The organism is Prescottella sp. D32, from assembly GCF_037287305.1.
GTDB lineage: Bacteria > Actinomycetota > Actinomycetes > Mycobacteriales > Mycobacteriaceae > Prescottella > Prescottella equi.
Genome location: NZ_JARBSW010000001.1, coordinates 304,312 through 321,776 on the forward strand (window position 1 = coordinate 304,312; position 17,465 = coordinate 321,776).

The 17,465-nt window shown below is 68.8% G+C and carries 14 protein-coding genes; 8 read left to right on the plus strand and 6 right to left on the minus strand.

Annotated features, from left to right (window positions below; all coding sequences use genetic code 11):
* The first annotated feature begins 31 nt into the window (after nt 1-31).
* The 3 genes from PSS76_RS01385 (at nt 32) to PSS76_RS01395 (ending at nt 3,612) form a co-directional block, all read left to right on the plus strand.
* On the plus strand, nt 32-847 hold the full coding sequence (locus PSS76_RS01385) for a carbohydrate ABC transporter permease (RefSeq protein ID WP_175271511.1): 816 nt from the start codon (nt 32-34) through the stop codon (nt 845-847).
* A gap of 1 nt (nt 848) precedes the next feature.
* Entirely contained in the window at nt 849-1,046 is a 198-nt protein-coding gene (locus PSS76_RS01390; protein ID WP_005516721.1) for a hypothetical protein, read from the plus strand.
* Between the two features lie 280 nt (nt 1,047-1,326).
* Nucleotides 1,327-3,612, plus strand: a complete 2,286-nt coding sequence (locus PSS76_RS01395) for a transglycosylase domain-containing protein (protein ID WP_041674874.1) — start codon at nt 1,327-1,329, stop codon at nt 3,610-3,612.
* 32 nt (nt 3,613-3,644) lie between these two features.
* Here the strand turns inward: PSS76_RS01395 and PSS76_RS01400 are convergent, their stop codons facing one another.
* The 4 genes from PSS76_RS01400 to PSS76_RS01415 all read right to left on the minus strand — a co-directional run bounded on the left by PSS76_RS01400 (nt 3,645) and on the right by PSS76_RS01415 (nt 7,859).
* Complete coding sequence (locus tag PSS76_RS01400) at nt 3,645-5,189, minus strand: MFS transporter (protein ID WP_005516723.1); 1,545 nt, start codon at nt 5,187-5,189, stop codon at nt 3,645-3,647.
* Nucleotides 5,190-5,557: 368 nt separating this feature from the next.
* Nucleotides 5,558-6,610 carry an ABC-2 membrane transporter-related protein gene (locus tag PSS76_RS01405; RefSeq protein WP_013417647.1) on the minus strand — a complete coding sequence of 351 codons (1,053 nt, stop codon included), beginning with the start codon at nt 6,608-6,610 and terminating at the stop codon, nt 5,558-5,560.
* A complete protein-coding gene (locus PSS76_RS01410; RefSeq protein ID WP_005516725.1) occupies nt 6,607-7,467 on the minus strand; it encodes an ABC transporter ATP-binding protein in 861 nt (286 codons plus the stop codon). The genes PSS76_RS01405 and PSS76_RS01410 overlap by 4 nt, the downstream gene beginning before the upstream one ends.
* The gene (locus PSS76_RS01415) at nt 7,464-7,859 is read right to left on the minus strand and encodes a GntR family transcriptional regulator (RefSeq protein WP_013417646.1); all 396 of its coding nucleotides are present in this window, start codon (nt 7,857-7,859) and stop codon (nt 7,464-7,466) included. The genes PSS76_RS01410 and PSS76_RS01415 overlap by 4 nt, the downstream gene beginning before the upstream one ends.
* A gap of 197 nt (nt 7,860-8,056) precedes the next feature.
* Between PSS76_RS01415 and PSS76_RS01420 the strand changes: the two genes are divergently transcribed.
* Together PSS76_RS01420 and PSS76_RS01425 are read left to right on the plus strand one after the other, a co-directional pair.
* A complete protein-coding gene (locus PSS76_RS01420) occupies nt 8,057-10,201 on the plus strand; it encodes a transglycosylase domain-containing protein (protein WP_044991495.1) in 2,145 nt (714 codons plus the stop codon).
* A gap of 141 nt (nt 10,202-10,342) precedes the next feature.
* Complete coding sequence (locus PSS76_RS01425; protein WP_064079069.1) at nt 10,343-11,926, plus strand: hypothetical protein; 1,584 nt, start codon at nt 10,343-10,345, stop codon at nt 11,924-11,926.
* Here PSS76_RS01425 and PSS76_RS01430 read toward each other — a convergent pair.
* Nucleotides 11,923-12,528, minus strand: a complete 606-nt coding sequence (locus tag PSS76_RS01430) for a TetR/AcrR family transcriptional regulator (RefSeq protein ID WP_013417644.1) — start codon at nt 12,526-12,528, stop codon at nt 11,923-11,925. The two genes, PSS76_RS01425 and PSS76_RS01430, sit on opposite strands and share 4 nt — an antisense overlap.
* Nucleotides 12,529-12,619: 91 nt before the next feature.
* Here PSS76_RS01430 and PSS76_RS01435 point away from each other — a divergent pair, with 91 nt between their 5' ends.
* Genes PSS76_RS01435 through PSS76_RS01445 form a run of 3 tightly spaced genes read left to right on the plus strand, consistent with a single transcriptional unit; the run spans nt 12,620 to nt 15,683 of the window.
* A complete protein-coding gene (locus tag PSS76_RS01435) occupies nt 12,620-13,852 on the plus strand; it encodes an acyl-CoA dehydrogenase family protein (RefSeq protein WP_005516740.1) in 1,233 nt (410 codons plus the stop codon).
* Nucleotides 13,849-14,928 carry a phosphotransferase family protein gene (locus PSS76_RS01440; protein WP_005516741.1) on the plus strand — a complete coding sequence of 360 codons (1,080 nt, stop codon included), beginning with the start codon at nt 13,849-13,851 and terminating at the stop codon, nt 14,926-14,928. The genes PSS76_RS01435 and PSS76_RS01440 overlap by 4 nt, the downstream gene beginning before the upstream one ends.
* Nucleotides 14,925-15,683, plus strand: coding sequence for an SDR family oxidoreductase (locus PSS76_RS01445; protein ID WP_005516742.1), 759 nt, complete (start codon nt 14,925-14,927; stop codon nt 15,681-15,683). Before PSS76_RS01440 ends, PSS76_RS01445 begins: the two co-directional genes overlap by 4 nt.
* A gap of 14 nt (nt 15,684-15,697) precedes the next feature.
* Here the strand turns inward: PSS76_RS01445 and abc-f are convergent, their stop codons facing one another.
* The gene (gene abc-f, locus PSS76_RS01450) at nt 15,698-17,308 is read right to left on the minus strand and encodes a ribosomal protection-like ABC-F family protein (RefSeq protein ID WP_064075996.1); all 1,611 of its coding nucleotides are present in this window, start codon (nt 17,306-17,308) and stop codon (nt 15,698-15,700) included.
* Nucleotides 17,309-17,465: the final 157 nt, after the last annotated feature.

Consider the following 17,465-nt stretch of genomic DNA (forward strand, 5'->3'; position numbering starts at 1 on the left):
CAGCCCGCGCCGGCGCACCGACCGCGGCAAGATGGCCCGGACCTATCTGGGTGTCGCGATCATCCTGATCTGGGGTCTGGCGCCGTTCTACTGGATGGTCGTCACCGCGTTCCGGCAGGTCGACCACACCTTCGACACCACGCCGTGGCCCACCTACGTCACGCTCGACAACTTCCGCGCCGCGCTGTCGACCGACAAGGGCAACGACTTCCTCGGTGCGATCGTCAACAGCCTCGTCATCGGTGTCGTCACGACGGCCGTCGGACTGTTGCTCGGCGTGTTCGCGTCGTACGCGCTCGCCCGCATCGAGTTCCGCGGCAAGTACATCGTCACCGGCATCATCCTGGGCGCGTCGATGTTCCCGACGGTCGCGCTCATGACGCCGCTGTTCCAGCTGTTCGGCGACTTCGGCTGGATCGGCCAGTACCAGGCGCTCATCATCCCGAACATCTCGTTCGTGCTGCCGCTGACCATCTACACGCTGACGTCGTTCCTGTCCGATCTGCCGTGGGAACTCGAGGAGGCCGCCCGGATCGACGGCGCCAGCCGGTTCCAGGCCTTCCGCCTGGTGATTCTCCCGCTTGCCGCGCCCGCGCTGTTCACCACCGCGATCCTCGCGTTCATCGCGACGTGGAACGAGTTCATGCTCGCGAGCCTGCTGTCGACGGAGAAGACCGAGCCGGTCACCGTCGCGATCGCCCGGTTCGCCGGCGCCAATTCGTGGGAGCAGCCGTACGCGGCGATCATGGCGGCCGGCACGATCGTCACGATCCCGCTGGTGATCATGGTGCTGCTGTTCCAGCGCCGCATCGTCTCGGGCCTCACCGCGGGCGGCGTGAAGAGCTGACATGCCGTCGGGCAAACCGTCGCGGGGACGCCAGTCGCTGGAGATGCTGATCGGCATTCTCGGGTTCTTCACGTTCATGGCGTTCCTCGCCGCGGTCGTCCCCATCGTCCGCGGTGAGCCGTCGGCGACGGCGTCGCTGATCCTGCTCGGCTGCGTCGCGGCACTCGCCGGCGCGCTCGTCTTCCATCGACGCATCTGACCCCCGCCACCTCCCTCCTCCATCGGTCGCGCCCCTCCGTCCCCGTCCCCTCCCCGCGTTTTGCGCACTTATCGCGCGGAATTCGCTCCGGAACTCGCGACAAGTGCGCAAAACGCGAGGGGCGAGTGGGACGTCGGGTATGCCGGGTCCGTCCTCGCACCTCGACCAATCACATACTCTCGTGACCTCGAGGTGCGACGATCGGAGGACGACCGGATCCGACCCACCCCCGGTGCGAGGGCGCGGCCGGATCGCCGATTTCGGACCGGAAGTAGTGCGCGTGAATTCCACGAGCAACCCGACACCCGAGAAGCCCGAGCGGCGACCAGCGCCGCGATCCCGCCGTCGTACGGTGCTGCGTATCGCCGCCGCCGTCGTGATCGTTCCGTTGATCCTGTTCGGCGTCGCGTACGTGCTGGCGGACGTACCGAGCCCGTCGGAGATGCGTCCGGCGCAGGTGGCGACGATCCTCGCGTCCGACGGCACCAGTGTCGTCGCGAAGGTGGTGCCGCCGGAGGGCAACCGGACGGAGGTGCCGCTCGACGCGGTGCCCGGGTACGTCCGCAACGCTGTCCTCTCGGCGGAGGACCGCAACTTCTACTCCAACCCCGGATACTCGATCTCGGGCTTCCTGCGGGCCGGCCGCGACAACGTCCTGGGCCGGGAGAGCGCGGGCGGCGGGTCGACGATCACGCAGCAGTACGTGAAGAACGCTCTGGTCGGCACGGATCGCAACGTGGTCCGCAAGGCGCGGGAGCTGGTGGTGTCGGCGAAGATGGCCCGGCAGTGGTCCAAGGACGAGATCCTCGGCGCCTACCTCAACACCATCTATTTCGGCCGCAACGCGTACGGCATCGCGCAGGGCTCACGCGCGTTCTTCGACAAGCCGGTCGAGGAGTTGACGCTCGCGGAGGGCGCCGTGCTGGCCTCCGTGATCCAGAGTCCGTCGCTGCTCGACCCGGCGACCGACCCGGACGCGTTGCGTGAGCGCTGGAACTACGTGCTCGACGGCATGGTCGAGATGGGGGTCCTCGCGGCCACCGAACGGGCCGCCACCCAGTTCCCCGAGGTCCTGCCCGTCGCTCCCCCGAACCCCGACGACGTCGCCCCCGGTCCGGAGGGCCTGATCCGGACGCGGGTGGCCGCGGAACTCGAGGCGGCGGGGGTCAGCGAGCAGGATCTGAACACCGGCGGATTGCAGATCACCACGACGATCGACGCGAAGGCCCAGCAGGCGGCCGTCGAGGCCGTCGACCGCACCCTGAGCAAGCAGCCGGACCAGCTGCGGGCGTCGGTGGTGTCGATCGATCCGAGGTCGGGGGCGATCCGCGCCTACTACGGCGGTGCGGACGGCACCGGGTACGACTTCGCGCAGGCGCCGCTGCAGACCGGGTCGTCGTTCAAAGTGTTCGCGGCCATCGCGGCGCTGCAGGACAAGATCCCGCTCAGCGCGCAGTACAGCAGTGCCCCGCTCACGGTCGGCGGCCTCACCGTCGAGAACGTGGAGGGCGAGACGTGCGGAACGTGCAGCCTCGCCGAGGCCCTCAAACGTTCGCTGAACACCAGCTACTACCGGCTGACGCTGTCGATGGAGGACGGCGCGCGGAAGATCGCCGACTCCGCCCACCAGGCGGGCATCCCGAAGCAGATCCCGGGCCTCGAGCACGAGACGCTCACCCAGGCCGGTGGTCCACCCGAGACCGGAATCGTTCTGGGGCAGTATCAGACCCGGCCCATCGACATGGCGTCGGCGTATGCGACGCTCGCGGCGTCGGGCAGGTTCCACGAGCCGTATCTGGTGCAGAAAGTGGTGGACGCGGAGGGACGGGTGCTGCTCGATCGGGAACCGAACGACGGTGAGCAGCGGTTGGATCCGGCGATCGCCGATGCCGTCACGCAGGCGATGGTGCCGATCGCCGGGTACTCGCGTAACCACGGACTGGCCGGTGGACGGGCGTCGGCCGCCAAGACCGGAACCACGCAGTTGGGCGACACCGGCGAGAACAAGGACGCCTGGATGGTCGGTTTCACGCCGTCGCTGTCCACCGCGGTGTGGGTCGGGACCGCCGACGGAAAGGCCATCGAAACCAGTTGGGGCGGCGCGATCTACGGATCCGGGCTGCCGTCGGACATCTGGAAGGAGACGATGGACGGGGCCTTGAACGGCACGTCGAACGAGCAGTTCCAGAACACGCAGCCCGCGCCGCAGTCCGGGGGCCAGCAGAGTCGGGCACCGGCGACAGGGGGATCGACCACCAGCGAGCAGCAGTACTCGGAGTCGGCGCCGACCCGACAGCGTCCGGTGCAGACGCAGCAACAGGAGGCGCCCGCGTGGACGCCTCCCGTGCAGACCTATCCGCAGGCTCCGGTCCAGCAGGCGCCCGCCCCGCAACAGCAGACCGCACCCCAGGAACAGTGGAATGCGCCTGCGCCGCAACAACAGCAGCGGGAGCAGGCTCCCGCCCCCGTACCGCAGGCGCCTGCTCCCGCTCCCCCGGCACCGGCCCCCGCACCGGCGCCGGGGATTCAGATCCTCCCGGGGGTCACCATTCCCCTACCGGGCTGAATTCCACTCGACACGTTGACGATCGGTGATCGTCAGCCGGCGGCGACGAGTTCGTCGCCGTCCGTGGTCCGGCCCGTCATCGAGGCGGGAACCTCGACCTGGGCGATGTTGCGCGGCAGCAGGAAGGCGACCACTGCGCCGACGAGCGCGAAGACCGCGCCGATCCAGAAGGCCACCTGGAATCCGGCGTTGTCGTAGAAGACCGCGCCCTGCAGCGTCGCCTGGATCTCCGGCGGGAACTGGACGATGTGCGAGTTGTTCATCACCGCGAACGCGACCACCGGCAGGATCGCCGGGAACACCGACTGCGAGACACCGACCATCGAGGCGGAGCTGGCCTGCAGCTGCGGCGGCACGGCCTCGATCAGCAGGTTCGGGATCGACGCGTAGCCCATGCCCATGCCGAAACCGAAGATCGCACAGATGATCATGACGATGCCCTTGGCGTCGTGGGTCTGCGCGATCAGGGCGAATGCGACGGCGTTGAGCAGCAGGCCGGTCACCAGCAGGGGCCGCGGACGCATGTTGCGGCCGACCAGGATGCCGACGAGCAGACCACCGAGGACCACGGCGCCGCCGATCGGAACCTGGTACAGCGCGAAGCCCTCCGCGTCGACGCCGAAGCCGTAGCCCAGGCCGAACAGGGCCGGGGTCATGACCATCATCGGCAGCAGGATGGTGAACAGGCCCGACGACCCGTAGACCACGCCGGCGCTGATCGTGGTGAGCAGCACGGGACGCTTGCCGAGTACGTCGAGGTCGATGAGCGGTTCCGCGATCATCTTCGCGGACACCACCCAGCCGATCAGCAGCACGATGCCGCCGATGAGGTATGCGAGAGTGCCGCCGTCGGTCCAGCCCCACGAGGGACCGAAGCTCACCGCGATGAGGATGCCCGCGATGCCGCCGCCGAGCAGGATCGCGCCGACGAGGTCGATCCGCGAGCGCAGGCGCACGTTCGACTCGGGCGTCGTGAGCTGGATCAACCCGCCGAGCACGGCGAGGCAGATGACGAAGAACCAGAAGATGGAACGGAAGCCGTAGCCGTCGAGCAGCCAGCCCGTCAGGAACGGCGCGGCGATCGCGATCAGGCCCATGCCGCTGGTCGCGATGCTGACGGCGAGCGCAACGGTCTTCTTCGGGAAGACGTCCCGGATCAGCGAGTAGCTCAGGAACAGGGTCGGCACCATCAGGCCGGCCAGGCAGCGTCCGGCAATCATCATCGCGTACGACGACGCGATGGCCGACAGGAACGAGCCGACGAGTGAGATACCGACGCAGGCCAGCAGCATCTTGCGCTTGCCGTACATGTCGGCGAGCTTGCCGATCAGCGGTGCCGCCATGGCGCCCACCAGCAGGAATGCGGTGAGCAGCCACGCGCCCTGAGTGGTTTGGTAGTGCATGGAGATGGCGGGCAGGGCCGTCGAGATCATCATGTAGCTGACGGCGAGTAGCTCGAGCAGAAGCACGATCGAGAGCAGTGAGAGGGCGAGCCGAGGGCTCCAGCCTTCCTCGGCGTTCCGACCCGAGGGGTCGGTGGGCGACGGCGCGGGGCCGCCGGTCGGGGTGGTGACCATTTCCGTGGAATCCTTTCAGACACCGATAAGCAACGGGACCAGATGTTTTCGGGTCCTGTGAGATCTCCGGAGATGGCGGGTGCGCAGGTTCCCGCCGTGGCACCTTCGGTCGGCCGACGGCGCTCTCACATCACACTGATCGCAAAAGCGTGACGCCAGTCACATGCCCGTTCAGTGGGACATTTGTGGCCGGAATCGGAGAGTTGCCCTACCCGGCGAATTCGGTTTTCTTGCAGGGCTATTGAGCGCCTGGGTGCCACAAGTGATTCCGTCTGGGCGGTTTGCCGGGATTGTCGAAAGGGTGTGGAACGTCAAACGCTCGACGCCGCAGTCGACGTCGAGCGTTTGATCGGTGACCGGAACGGCTGTCAGGGGCGCAGCCTGCGCACCGCCCACATCGAGGGAATGATCAACAGAAGTGAGAGCCCCAGTGCGAGGGACGCTTCGGTGACCTGGAATCGGCGGAACAGGCTGTCCGGGTGGTAGCGGACCTCGTAATGGTCGAGTCCCTGCGCTCGCTGACAGGCCTCGAACTCGCGGTCCTGTGTGGCGATCATCGTCGCCTCACGCGCCTCGTAGTCGGCCAAGGTCTCGTCCGGACGCTGACTCCACTCGAGGTTCTCGCCGATCTGGTTGCACTTGCGGTAGTCGAACTCGACGCGACGGCCCTGCGCGTCGACGTACCCCTCGCTCAACTGCCAGACCGATCCTTGGTCCGAGGTGTAGGCGACCCGGTACTGCGCATCGAGTGGCCGTGCCTCGACCACGGGGCTCGCGTAGTGCGGTCGCGCGCCGAACTGGAACCCGAGCATGAAGGCCGACACCGCGACGAGGGTCACGACCATCGAACCCAGGGTGTTGCGCAGCAGCAGGGCGGCGAGGCTGCCGAGGACGAGCGCCAGCGCCGTGTAGGTGGCTGCGGTGAGCGCACCCGACTGGAAGAGGGGGAAGGTGAGACTGGAGTGCCCGCTCCAGGTGGCGCGCGACAGGTAGCCGTAGTGCCAGAGGGCATCCGCGGTGCGTGTCCACTCGAGCGCCGCCCCCAGGACGGCCATCGCGATCGAAACCGGAACGAACACGACGAGGAGCCGAGATCCGTACCAACGCGCGCGGCTCACCGACTGGGACAGGCCCAGGACATGGGTTCCGCGTTCGATGTCCCGGGAGAACACCGTGACACCGACGAGGACCCCGAGCGCGACGGGCAGCAGTGCGGCCAGCACTCCGATCGAAACCAGGCTCGCCGCGACCAGCCACTCGAACGTGCTCTCGTCCACGTAGTCGGCCGTCACCGCGGACCGCTGTCCGGTGCGTTGCCGCACGATCGTCCCGCAGATCAGCGCGATCGCTGCCAGCGTCAGGATTCCCCCGACCGCGGCCAGGATCGTCGTCCGGAACTGCCGCCACGTAACCCAGATCATGCTGCCTCTTCGTCGGTCGTGGTCAGGTAGGCCAGGACGATGTCGTCGAGGTTCGGAGGCTCCGTGTGCCAGCCGTCGGAGACGGCGGGGCGCGGGCCTCGAACCAGGTGGGTGCGCTGGTGCGACTCGACGATCGCGCCGGTGCCGACGACGCCGTGCGGGTCACCGGCGCCGCGGAGCAGGTAATGCTCGTCGAGCAGGTCGTCGAGTGCGCCCGACAGGCGGACGCGTCCGGCACCCAGGATGATCAGCCGGTCGGCGATCTCGGCGACCTCGGACAGCACGTGCGACGACAGCACGATCGTGGTCCCCCGTTCGGCGGCGTCCTCCATCAGGGTGCGCACCACGGAGCGCCGCGCGACCGGGTCGAGTTCCGCGAGCGGCTCGTCGAGCAGGAGGACGTCGGGCCGCCGCCCGAGTGCCACCGCGAGGGCGACGCGGGCGCGATGGCCCGGAGACAGCGTCTTCACGCGCGCGGAGAGCGGGATCTGCGCCTCGGCCACCAGTCGCGAGGCGTAGTCACGGTCCCACGTGGTGTTGGTCTTCTCGCCGAACAGCAGTATGTCCGCGACGGAGAATCCTCGATACAGCGGCTTGTGCTGCGCGACGTAGGCGAGTCCGGGGCAGATTCCCCGCCGGTCGGGCCGGCGGCCGAGGACGGTCACCTCACCGGAGTCGGCCTCGAGCAGCCCGACCGCGATCGACATGAGCGTCGACTTGCCGGCGCCGTTGGCCCCGACGAGTGCGGTGATGCTGCCGCGCTCGACCTCGAACGAACAACCGTTCAACGCCTCCGTGCGGCGAAACCGCTTGTGTACGTCACGCATCGTCAGCGCTGCGGTCGTCGCCTCGCTCATCTGTCCACCTCTCCACCGAATTCGTTGTCCAATGCCGCCGCGACGAGCGCCTCGAGATCCGAGCGGTCCAGACCGGCCGCCGCGCCCTGGCGGGCCCAGTCGGCGAGTGCGGACTGCAGGGCGTCCCGCTCGGCCATGCCCGGCTTGGCCAGCGACTGGGTCACGAACGTCCCCAGGCCCGGCCGCGCCTCCACCAGTCCCTCGCTCTCGAGTTCCCGGTAGGCCTTGAGCACGGTGTTCGGGTTGACGGTCACGGCCCCGACCACCTCCTTCGCCGTGGGCAGCTGATCGCCGGTCTTCAGGTCGCCGAGGCGCAAAGCCTGTTTGACCTGCAGGACGAGCTGCACGTACGCGGGGATCCCGGAGCGACGGTTGATGTGGAACTCCACCATCGAATCTCCATTTCACTACAACATTAGTGGAATAGAGGTTGCATGCACGGGCCCACGCTGTCAACCTGTTGGGGGCGTCCGGGGAGGCATCGGGACACTGCGCGGTGGCTGCTGCGTGTCGCAGCAAATGCGGCTCGAAGCCGCTGAGCAGTGCGAAAATTCGTGAGCAGTGCACTGATTGAGACGGAAGTTCGATTGTGAATTCAACCAATACCGGTGGTGCCGGTGGTCGGCATACGGCCGACCCGGCGCCCAAGGCCCGCAGCCGCAAACCGCGTCGGAAGGGCCGCCGGATCGCCCTCTACGTGAGCCTCGTCGTCGTCCTGCTGCTGATCGCCACGCCCCTGGTGGCGTTCGGCGTCGCGTACAAGAACGCCGACGTTCCGCGGCCCAGCGACATGGTCACCAACCAGGTCTCGACGATCCTCGCGTCCGACGGCACCGAAATCGCCCGCGTGGTGCCGCCCGAGGGCAACCGCACCGAGGTCACGATCGACCAGATTCCCGGGCACGTCCGTAACGCGGTGCTGTCGGCCGAGGACCGCGACTTCTACACCAATCCGGGTTTCTCGGTCTCCGGCTTCGCGCGCGCCGCCCGGGACAACGTGCTCGGCCGCGACAGCGCGGGCGGCGGGTCGACCATCACCCAGCAGTACGTCAAGAACACGCTGGTGGGCTCGGAGCGGTCGGTGACCCGCAAGATGAAGGAACTGGTCATCTCTTCGAAGATGGCGCGCGAGTGGTCCAAGGACGAGATCCTGGCCGCCTACCTCAACACCATCTACTTCGGCCGCGGCGCCTACGGCATCTCGGCCGCCGCCACCGCGTACTTCGGCAAGCCGCTGGCCGACATCACGGTCGCGGAAGGGGCCGTGCTCGCGGCGGTGATCCAGAGCCCGTCGAGCCTCGACCCGACGACCGATCCGGAAGCGCTGCAGGCGCGCTGGAACTACGTCCTCGACGGCATGGTGACGATGTCCGCGCTGGCGCCCACCGAACGGCAGTCGATGGTGTTCCCCGACGCGCTGCCCACCGCGCCCAACGCCGACTCCGGTGCCGCGCCCGGACCGGAGGGCCTGATCCGGGCCCAGGTCCTGCGCGAGCTGGCCGAATCCGGGGTGAGCGAACAGGATCTCAACACCGAGGGTCTGCAGATCACGACGACGATCGATCCCACCGCCCAGCAGGCGGCGCTCGAGGCCGTGGCCGACACGTTCGACGGCGAGCCGGAGAACCTGCGTACCGCGGTCGTCTCGATCGACCCGAAGTCCGGCGCGGTCCGCGCGTACTACGGCGGCGACGACGGCAAGGGCTTCGACTTCGCGCAGGCGGGCCTGCAGACCGGATCGTCGTTCAAGGTGTTCGGCCTGGTCGCCGCGCTCCAGCAGGACATTCCGCTGTCCCAGACCTACGACAGCTCCCCGCTGTCGGTCTACGGCGTGACGATCAACAACGTCGAGGGCGAGTCGTGCGGCAAGTGCACCATCGCCGAGGCTCTCAAGCGTTCGCTCAACACCAGCTTCTACCGGTTGACGTTGTCGATGGACGACGGTGCTCAGAAGATCGCCGACGCGGCGCACCAGGCGGGCATCCCGGAAACCGTTCCGGGATGGCAGTACCCCACGCTCACGCAGGAGGGTGGGTCGCCGGAGAACGGAATCGTGCTGGGGCAGTACCTGACCCGGCCGATCGACATGGCCTCGGCCTACGCGACGCTGGCCGCGTCGGGCATGTACCACAAGCCCTACTTCGTGCAGAAGGTCGTGACCGCCGACGGGGTGGTGCTGCTCGACCGGCCCGCGTCCGAGGGCGAGCGCCGGCTGGACGCGGCCGTGGCCGACAACGTTTCGCAGGCGATGCTGCCGATCGCCGCGTACTCGCGCAGTCACGGACTTGCCGGGGGACGGCCGTCGGCGTCGAAGACCGGCACCGCGCAGCTCGGCGACACCGGGAAGAACAAGGACGCGTGGATGGTGGGCTACACGCCGCAACTGTCCACCGCGGTGTGGGTCGGCACCGCCGACGCCCAGGCGATCGAGAACAGCTGGGGTGGCCCTGTGTACGGCTCCGGCCTGCCGTCGGACATCTGGAAGAAGACGATGGACGGCGCACTCGAGGACGCCCCGGTCGAGAAGTTCCCGTGGCCCGCCCCGATCGGTGGTCAGGCCGGTGTCCCGGCCTACACCGGCGTCGGCTCCGGGTCGAGTCCCGCCAGTTCGTCGGCTGCTGCCCCCGCTGCCCCGGCGGCTCCGCCCGCGGCGCCCGCACCACAGTTGCCCCCGCCGCCCGCACCGCGGGTCATCGAGATCCTGCCGGGCGTGAAGATCACTCTGCCCGGATAGCGGGGTGCGGGTCACGTTCGTAGCGAGTATTGCTCCGGCCGGGGTGGGTTCTGGGGGATATTGGATCGCGTGAGCGATCGCGACAGATGCCCGACCCCGGGCCGGAGCCGTCTCCTCGGGGCGCTCGCCTGTGCGGCCGCGGTGACGACGCTCGTGACCGCGGCTCCCTCGGCCGGCGCCTCCGCCCCCGCGGCCTGCGTGCCGTTCGGAACCGCTCAGCTCCCGCCGGGAGCGCCGTCGACGGGCGGACGGGACGGGCTCGGGCTGCTTCCGGAGGCCGTCGGTGTCGCCGCCCCCGCGTCGGTCGAGTTGCGGACGCAGACCACGCAGTTCAACAGGTTCTGGGATTTCGCCCTCGTCGACGGCGCCCTGCTCACCCGGCCGCGGACGGGCGGCGGCGGGAACGTCGAATCGTGGCGATACGCGCCGCTGCCGGACTGCCTTCGAGGGGTCCTCGTGGGGATCTCGGTCGACGACGACGAACTGGTCGCGATCGACGGCGACGGCTGGATGTACACGCTCGACAACGTGTCCCACTCGCCGTTGCTGTGGAACTGGACGTCGGCGTTCGGCGCCCCGCTGTGGGCGGGCACGGGCCAACGCGTCGCCGGTCCCGACCCCGGCAGGTGGGCGCTGAGCGTGTCGTCGCCGTGGGACAACGAGACGTACGTGGACGCAGACGGCCGCATCCATCACGTCGGCCTCGGCAAGATGACGATGGTCCCGTCGCTCACCGGGGACGGCAGTCGCATCACGTACGCGGACCCGTGGCTGCCCAACGACGACAGCTACGAGATCGGCGGACCGCTCGGCGGGCGGTTCCGGTCGGTGGCGCTGTCGTCGGCGGGCTCGACGACGTTCGTGGTCAACGAGTTCGGCGACATGTACACGCGCAATTTCGATTTCGACGCCGCGGGCTCGGATTCGGTGTTCTTCCGCTACAGCTGGGACAGCCAGGACGGCAAGCCGTCGGCGCCGAACCTGTTCGCGGAGTTGCTGAACCGCGACTACGCGGCAATCCGGCTACCCGCACAGGACTGGGTGCACCAACCGAAGATTCCCGGCGAGATCACGTCGGCGATCAGCGTGCACTCGACCGGCGTCGGCCCGGGCGCTCGAGAGTTGCGTGTCGCGGGGCGTAGCGGGGGGACGGCGGGCTTCTGGCACAAGGCCCTGAACGCCGGGTCGTGGGAGTTCACCGCGACCGGCGTCGACCTGCCCGGTACGCCGCTGGAGAACTCGCCGCACGACCGGTCCGCGGAGAGCCTGGCGCCGCCCGCCCCGTGGAACCTGTCGGCATCGCTCCCGGCCCGGGACACGCTCGTCGACGGCGCGTTCCTGCTCGACGTCGGCCTGCCGTACTCGGTGGTCGATCCGCGACTGCTAGACCAGGCCGGACTGCATGCCGGGCCGTCCGGCTACCGGCTGTCCATCGACCACTTCGATCCCGCGGCCACGACACGGAACGCCGTCGTGACCACACCCGACGGCACCGCTGTCCCGGTGCTGCTGCACACTGCCGACGGTCTGCGGTTCGCGCCGCGCGTGGCCGGACTCGACGCGCAGCCCAGGCATCTCGTCGGGGCGATCGAGATCCCGCAGGCGGTGTTCGACGCGCGCGGCGCCGACGCGGCGCTCGACGCGTTCGTCCGGGACTGGATGCGCGGCGAGCGGATCGCGCCGATCACCCTGAGCGCCACCGACACCGATCTGGTGGTGCGCTAGGAGCAGACGTCGGGTCCCGAGGCGGCGTCGGCGGCCACCGGAAGCGCGGCGAGAGCATGCTCGACGACGTCGTCGACGGTGAAGACCGGATCGGTGGTGCGGTCGATCGCGAGGCTCTCGACCATCGACCACCACGCCCGCAGCAGCATTCGGACGGCCGGTGTCGGTTCGGTGCCGGTGGCCGCGAGGGTGCGCTCGACCATGGTGTTCTTCATGTTCTCGCGGATCTCCTGGATCTGCGGGTCGGCGCCGAAGCCGCCGTGGAAGAACGACTGGTAGTTGTCGCCGTGCCGGTCGATGAACGAGACGAAGGCGTGCACGACGGCCCGCAGTTGATCGTCGGTGGGGGCGGCCGCGTCCGGCGCCGCGGCCCGCAGCAGCCTCCGGGCGGCCGCGCCGACGACCGCGACGTAGTAGTCCTGCTTGGTCGGGAAGTACCGGAACAGCAGGCCGCGGGAGATCCCGGCCTTCTCGGCCACCTGGTCGATCGACAGCGCGTGGATGGGGCGGGTGGACAGTTCCTGCAGGCCGATCGCGACGAGTTGCCGCTTACGCTCCTCGGGCGGGAGTCGCCGCCGGGGGGCCGCGGTTTCGATCGACACGAGATGACACCGTCCAGGTTCTTGATTGCGGGGCAAGTCTACGTCTAGGTTAACTGAGCAATGCTCAGTTAGTCGACGTGACGGAGGCAGCATGGATTTCGCCCCGAGCGCGCGGTCGCAGGAGTACCTCGACCGACTGCGTGAGTTCATCGCGACCGAGGTCGCTCCCGTCGAGGCCCGGCTGCGGGCCGCGCGGGTCGAACCGTTCGCGCAGCGGGCCGACGTCTCCGGTGCCGACATGTGGCAGGTGCCCGACGAGTTCCGCGCGTTGCAGGCGAAGGCCAGGGACCAGGGTTTGTGGAATCTCTTCCTGCCCGACGCCGAACTCGGTGCCGGCCTGAGCAACGTCGAATATGCGCCGCTCGCCGAGGAGATGGGCCGCTCCCCCTTCGTGGCCTCGGTGTTCAACTGCGACGCACCGGACACCGGCAACATGGAGGTGCTCTACCACTACGGCAGCGCCGCGCAGAAGGAGCGGTGGCTGAAGCCGCTGCTGGACGGCGAGATTCGCTCGGCGTTCTGTATGACCGAACCCGGGGTCGCGTCGTCCGATGCCACCAACATGGCCGCCACCGCGGTCGTCGAGGGCGACGAGGTGGTGTTGAACGGGCGCAAGTGGTGGAGCACCGGCATCGGCAGCCCGGACTGCAAGATCCTCATCTTCATGGGCCTCACCGACCCGGAAGCACACAAGTACCAACGACATTCGATGGTGCTGGTCCCGATGGACACCCCCGGCGTGAAAGTCGAGCGGATGCTCTCGACGATGGGCTTCTACGACGAGCCCGGTGGGCACGGCGAGGTGTCGTTCACCGACGTGCGGCTTCCACTCGACGCGATCATCGCCGGTCCCGGACGCGGCTTCGAGATCGCACAGGGTCGGCTCGGGCCGGGCCGGGTGCATCACTGCATGCGTCTGGTCGGTCTCGCGGAGGCCGCGCTCGAGCTGGCGATCCGCCGCGGCACCGAGCGCCTCGCGTTCGGTAAGCCGCTGATCAACTTGGGCGGCAACCGCGAACGCGTCGCCGATGCCCGCATTGCCATCAACCAGTTGCGCCTACTCGTGCTGCACACCGCGTGGCTGCTCGACACCCAGGGCATCGCCGGTGCCCGGTCCGCGGTGTCGGAGATCAAGGTCGCCGCGCCCCGCGTCGCGGAGCGGGTGATCGACTTCGCGATCCAGATCCACGGCGGTGGTGGCCTGTCCGACGACTTCCCGCTCGCCGGCGCGTGGACGGCCGCGCGGGCGCTGCGGCTGGCCGACGGCCCCGACGAGGTGCACCAGGGCCTGGTGGCCCGTTTCGAGTTGGGCAAGTACCAGTGACGGCCGGTCCGTCGGAGCTTCCCGACAACGCGCGCGCGGTGCGCGACGAGGACGCGTTCGACGTCGCAGCCGTCGACCGGTGGCTGCGCGACAACGCTTCCGGAAACTTCGAAGGTGTTCCCGAGGTCCGCCAGTTCGCCGGCGGGGCGTCCAACCTGACGTACCTGCTGCGCTACCCGGACCGCGACCTGGTGCTGCGCCGGCCTCCGGCCGGCGCCAAGCCGTCGTCGGGGCACGACATGGCCCGCGAGTTCCGCATCCAGTCGCTGCTCGCGCCGGTGTATCCACACGTACCGGCGATGGTGGGCCTGTGCACCGATCCGGCGGTGCTGGGCAGCGACTTCTACGTGATGGAACGCGTCGACGGCACGATCCTGCGCTCCGCTCCCCCGGACGACCTCGGCCTCACTCCCGAGAACACCCGCGAGCTGTGCCTGCGAGTGGTCGATCTCCTCATCGAGCTGCACGGCGTGGATCCGGCGGCGTCGGGACTCGACGAATTCGGCCGCGGCGCAGGCTACGTCGGACGACAGGTTGCGGGATGGACCAAGCGCTACGCGGCTGCCCGCACCGACAACGTCCCGGACTTCGCGCGGGTGACGGGATGGCTGGCGGACAACCAGCCCGCCGACGTCGCGTCGTCGATGATCCACGGCGACTTCCGGCTCGACAACGTCGTCCTCGGTGACGACCTGCGGCCACGCGCCGTGCTGGACTGGGAACTCGCCACCGTCGGCGACCCGCTCATGGATCTCGGGTCGAGCCTGGCCTACTGGGTGCAGGCCGACGATCACCCGATGATGCTGGCCACCAAGCGTCAGCCGTCGGATCTGCCGGGCATGCTCACTCGCCGCGAGATCGTCGAATACTACGGCGAGCGAACGGGTCTGCCGATAGACAACTGGCGCTTCTACGAGGTGTTCGGACTGTTCCGGCTGGCGGTGATCGCACAACAGATCTACTACCGCTTCCATCACGGGCAGACCACCAACCCGGCGTTCGAGCACTTCTGGATCGCCGTCGGGTACCTCGACACCCGCTGCAACGAACTGATCGACACGGAGGGCAACCAGTGAGCCGCACGCCTCGCAGGAACATTCTCATCACCGGCGCCAGCTCCGGCCTCGGACGCGGCATGGCTCGTGAATTCGCGGCCCGCGGGCGCAATCTCGCGCTCGCAGCCCGGCGCACCGAACGGCTCGAGGAGCTGCGCGGCGAACTGCTCGCGGCGCACCCGCAGATCACGGTCGCGATCAGAAAGCTCGACGTCGACGTCCCCGACGAGGTGTTCGGCGTGTTCCGGGAGTTCGACGAGGAACTCGGCGGCCTGGACCGGGTGATCGTCAACGCCGGCCTCGGCAAGGGACAACCGTTGGGCACCGGCTACTTTCGCGCGAACGTGCAGACGGCACGCACGAACTTCCTCGGTGCACTCGCGCAGAGCGAGGCGGCGCTCGAGTTGTTCCGCCCGCGCAATGCCGGTCACGTGGTACTGATCTCGTCGGTGAGTGCGATGCGCGGCATGCCCCGCAACCTCACCACGTACGCGGCGTCGAAGGCCGGTGTCGCGGCGCTCGGCGAGGGCATGCGCGCGGACCTCGCGAAGACCGGCATCGACGTCAGCACCATCTTCCCCGGCTTCATCCGTTCGGAGATCAACGAGAAGGTGAAGAAGGTGCCGTTCATCGTCGATACCGAGACCGGCTGCCGCGCTCTGGCCGCCGCCATCGAGAAGGAACCACACAAGGCGTACGTCCCGGCGTGGCCGTGGCTTCCGGTGTCGATGGCGATGAAGGTGCTGCCGCTGTCGGTGGTGTCCAAGATGGCGTGAACCGAGGGCGGTCGTCACAGGGTCAGGCGCTCCCCCCGGAACCGCCGTCGCATCCGCCGGTCGTGCGTGACGACGACGACCGTGCCCGCAAACGAGTCGACGGCCTCCTCCAGCTCCTCGACCAGTGCCGGAGACAGGTGATTGGTCGGTTCGTCCAACAGCAGCAGGTCGGCGTCCGAGGTGGCGAGCAGCGCCACCTCGAGACGCCGGCGCTGCCCGAAGGACAGTTCCCCGACTGCACGATGCAGGTCGTCGGGGCGGAACAGGCCGAGCGAGAGCAGGTCGGCGGCAGCGTCCTCCTCGTATCCGGGCCTTCGGGAGGCGTAGGCCTCCAGCAGCGTCGCTCCGGTGGGCCACGGCTGCGGCGTCTGCCGCAGATACCCCACTCGGCCGGCTACCGCCACCGACCCCGTGTCGGGCGTTAGCTCGCCGGCGATCACGTCCAACAGCGTGGTCTTGCCGGCACCGTTCGGGCCGGTTACGAGCAGTCGGCCACCGCGCGGCACCTGCAGTCCCGCGACGGTGAGCCGGCTTCCGACGCGGACGTCGGACAGCAGCAGCGCCGGCGCATCGGAGGGCACCGTCCCGGACACCGCCAGGGACGGGGTGAACCGCAGCGGCTCGGGAGGCGGTGCGACGGCATCGGCCGTCAGCTGTTCGATCCGCTGCTTGGCGTTGCGGATGCGGCCCATCGCGCCGTGGTCGCGGCCGCGGGCCCGGAACGCTCCGTGTCCGAACCCGGCCTTGTCCTGTTTGCGCGGAATGGCCGCCAGCCGCACCGCATTGGCATCGACCAGCCGGGCGTTGCGCGCGAGCTCCGACTTCCAGTCCTCGTACTCCTGCAGTCGTCGCCGACGCTCGGCGGCTTTCGCGGTCAGATACCCGTCGTACCCGTCGCCGTAGCGGTGGACGCCGCGATCGGCGACCTCCACGATCACCGACGTCAGCCCGTCCAGGAAGACCCGATCGTGCGTCACCGCCACGACGGTGCCGCGATGAGTGAGCAGCCGCTGCTCGAGCCAGGCGACGGCGTCGTCGTCGAGATCGTTGGTGGGTTCGTCGAGCAGCAGTAGCTCGGCGTTCGCGGCCAGACCGGTGGCCAACGCGAGCCGGGCCTGTTGCCCACCGGAGAGAGTGCCGAACGGCCGGGCGCGATCGAGATCCGGCAGGCCGAGCGCACGCAGACCGGTGTCGACCCGTTCGTCGACCGTGTACCCGTCCATGCTTTCGAACAGCGCTGTCGCGCATGTGTACTCGAACAGCAACGCGTCGAGTGCGGTGGGCGACGTGCGTGCCAGTTCCCGCTCCAAGCGGCGGATGCGGGCCTCGAGGGCCCGGACATCGCGCAGCACGTGATCGATCGCGTCCTGGACGGTCGCCTCCTCCGGAAGATCCAGGGACTGTGCGGCATACGCGAGGCCGCCTGGAGCGACGACATGCACCTCGCCGTTGTCGGCGGGCGTGTGGCCTACGAGCAGCGCGAGCAGCGTCGACTTGCCGGACCCGTTGTCGCCGACGACGCCGACCCTCGTGCCGGGAGTGATGGCGAGGTCGACCGCGTCGAGGACCACACGGTCGCCGTATCGCTTCGACACGGAACGGAGGGAGAATTGGGAGACGGGCATGAGAGCGCTCCTTGCACCCGGAGGGGATCCGGGGAGATCGGGGAAAGGTGCCCCCGCGCAATCCGGCCCGGCCGAGCCGAACCGGAATTCTGCGCGCTCAGGACCCGCCGCGGAGCGAGCTCGACGCGGCGTCCCGATCTACTGATTCAGAGTGCCC

Excerpts from the sequence above, each read along its gene's own strand:
- PSS76_RS01415 (WP_013417646.1), bottom strand. The coding sequence starts at position 7,859 with ATGGTGGAGTTCCACATCAACCGTCGCTCCGGGATCCCCGCGTACGTG.
- abc-f (WP_064075996.1), bottom strand. The coding sequence starts at position 17,308 with ATGCCCGTCTCCCAATTCTCCCTCCGTTCCGTGTCGAAGCGATACGGC.
- PSS76_RS01385 (WP_175271511.1), top strand. The coding sequence starts at position 32 with ATGGCCCGGACCTATCTGGGTGTCGCGATCATCCTGATCTGGGGTCTG.
- PSS76_RS01410 (WP_005516725.1), bottom strand. The coding sequence starts at position 7,467 with ATGAGCGAGGCGACGACCGCAGCGCTGACGATGCGTGACGTACACAAG.
- PSS76_RS01400 (WP_005516723.1), bottom strand. The coding sequence starts at position 5,189 with ATGGTCACCACCCCGACCGGCGGCCCCGCGCCGTCGCCCACCGACCCC.
- PSS76_RS01390 (WP_005516721.1), top strand. The coding sequence starts at position 849 with ATGCCGTCGGGCAAACCGTCGCGGGGACGCCAGTCGCTGGAGATGCTG.
- PSS76_RS01405 (WP_013417647.1), bottom strand. The coding sequence starts at position 6,610 with ATGATCTGGGTTACGTGGCGGCAGTTCCGGACGACGATCCTGGCCGCG.
- PSS76_RS01435 (WP_005516740.1), top strand. The coding sequence starts at position 12,620 with ATGGATTTCGCCCCGAGCGCGCGGTCGCAGGAGTACCTCGACCGACTG.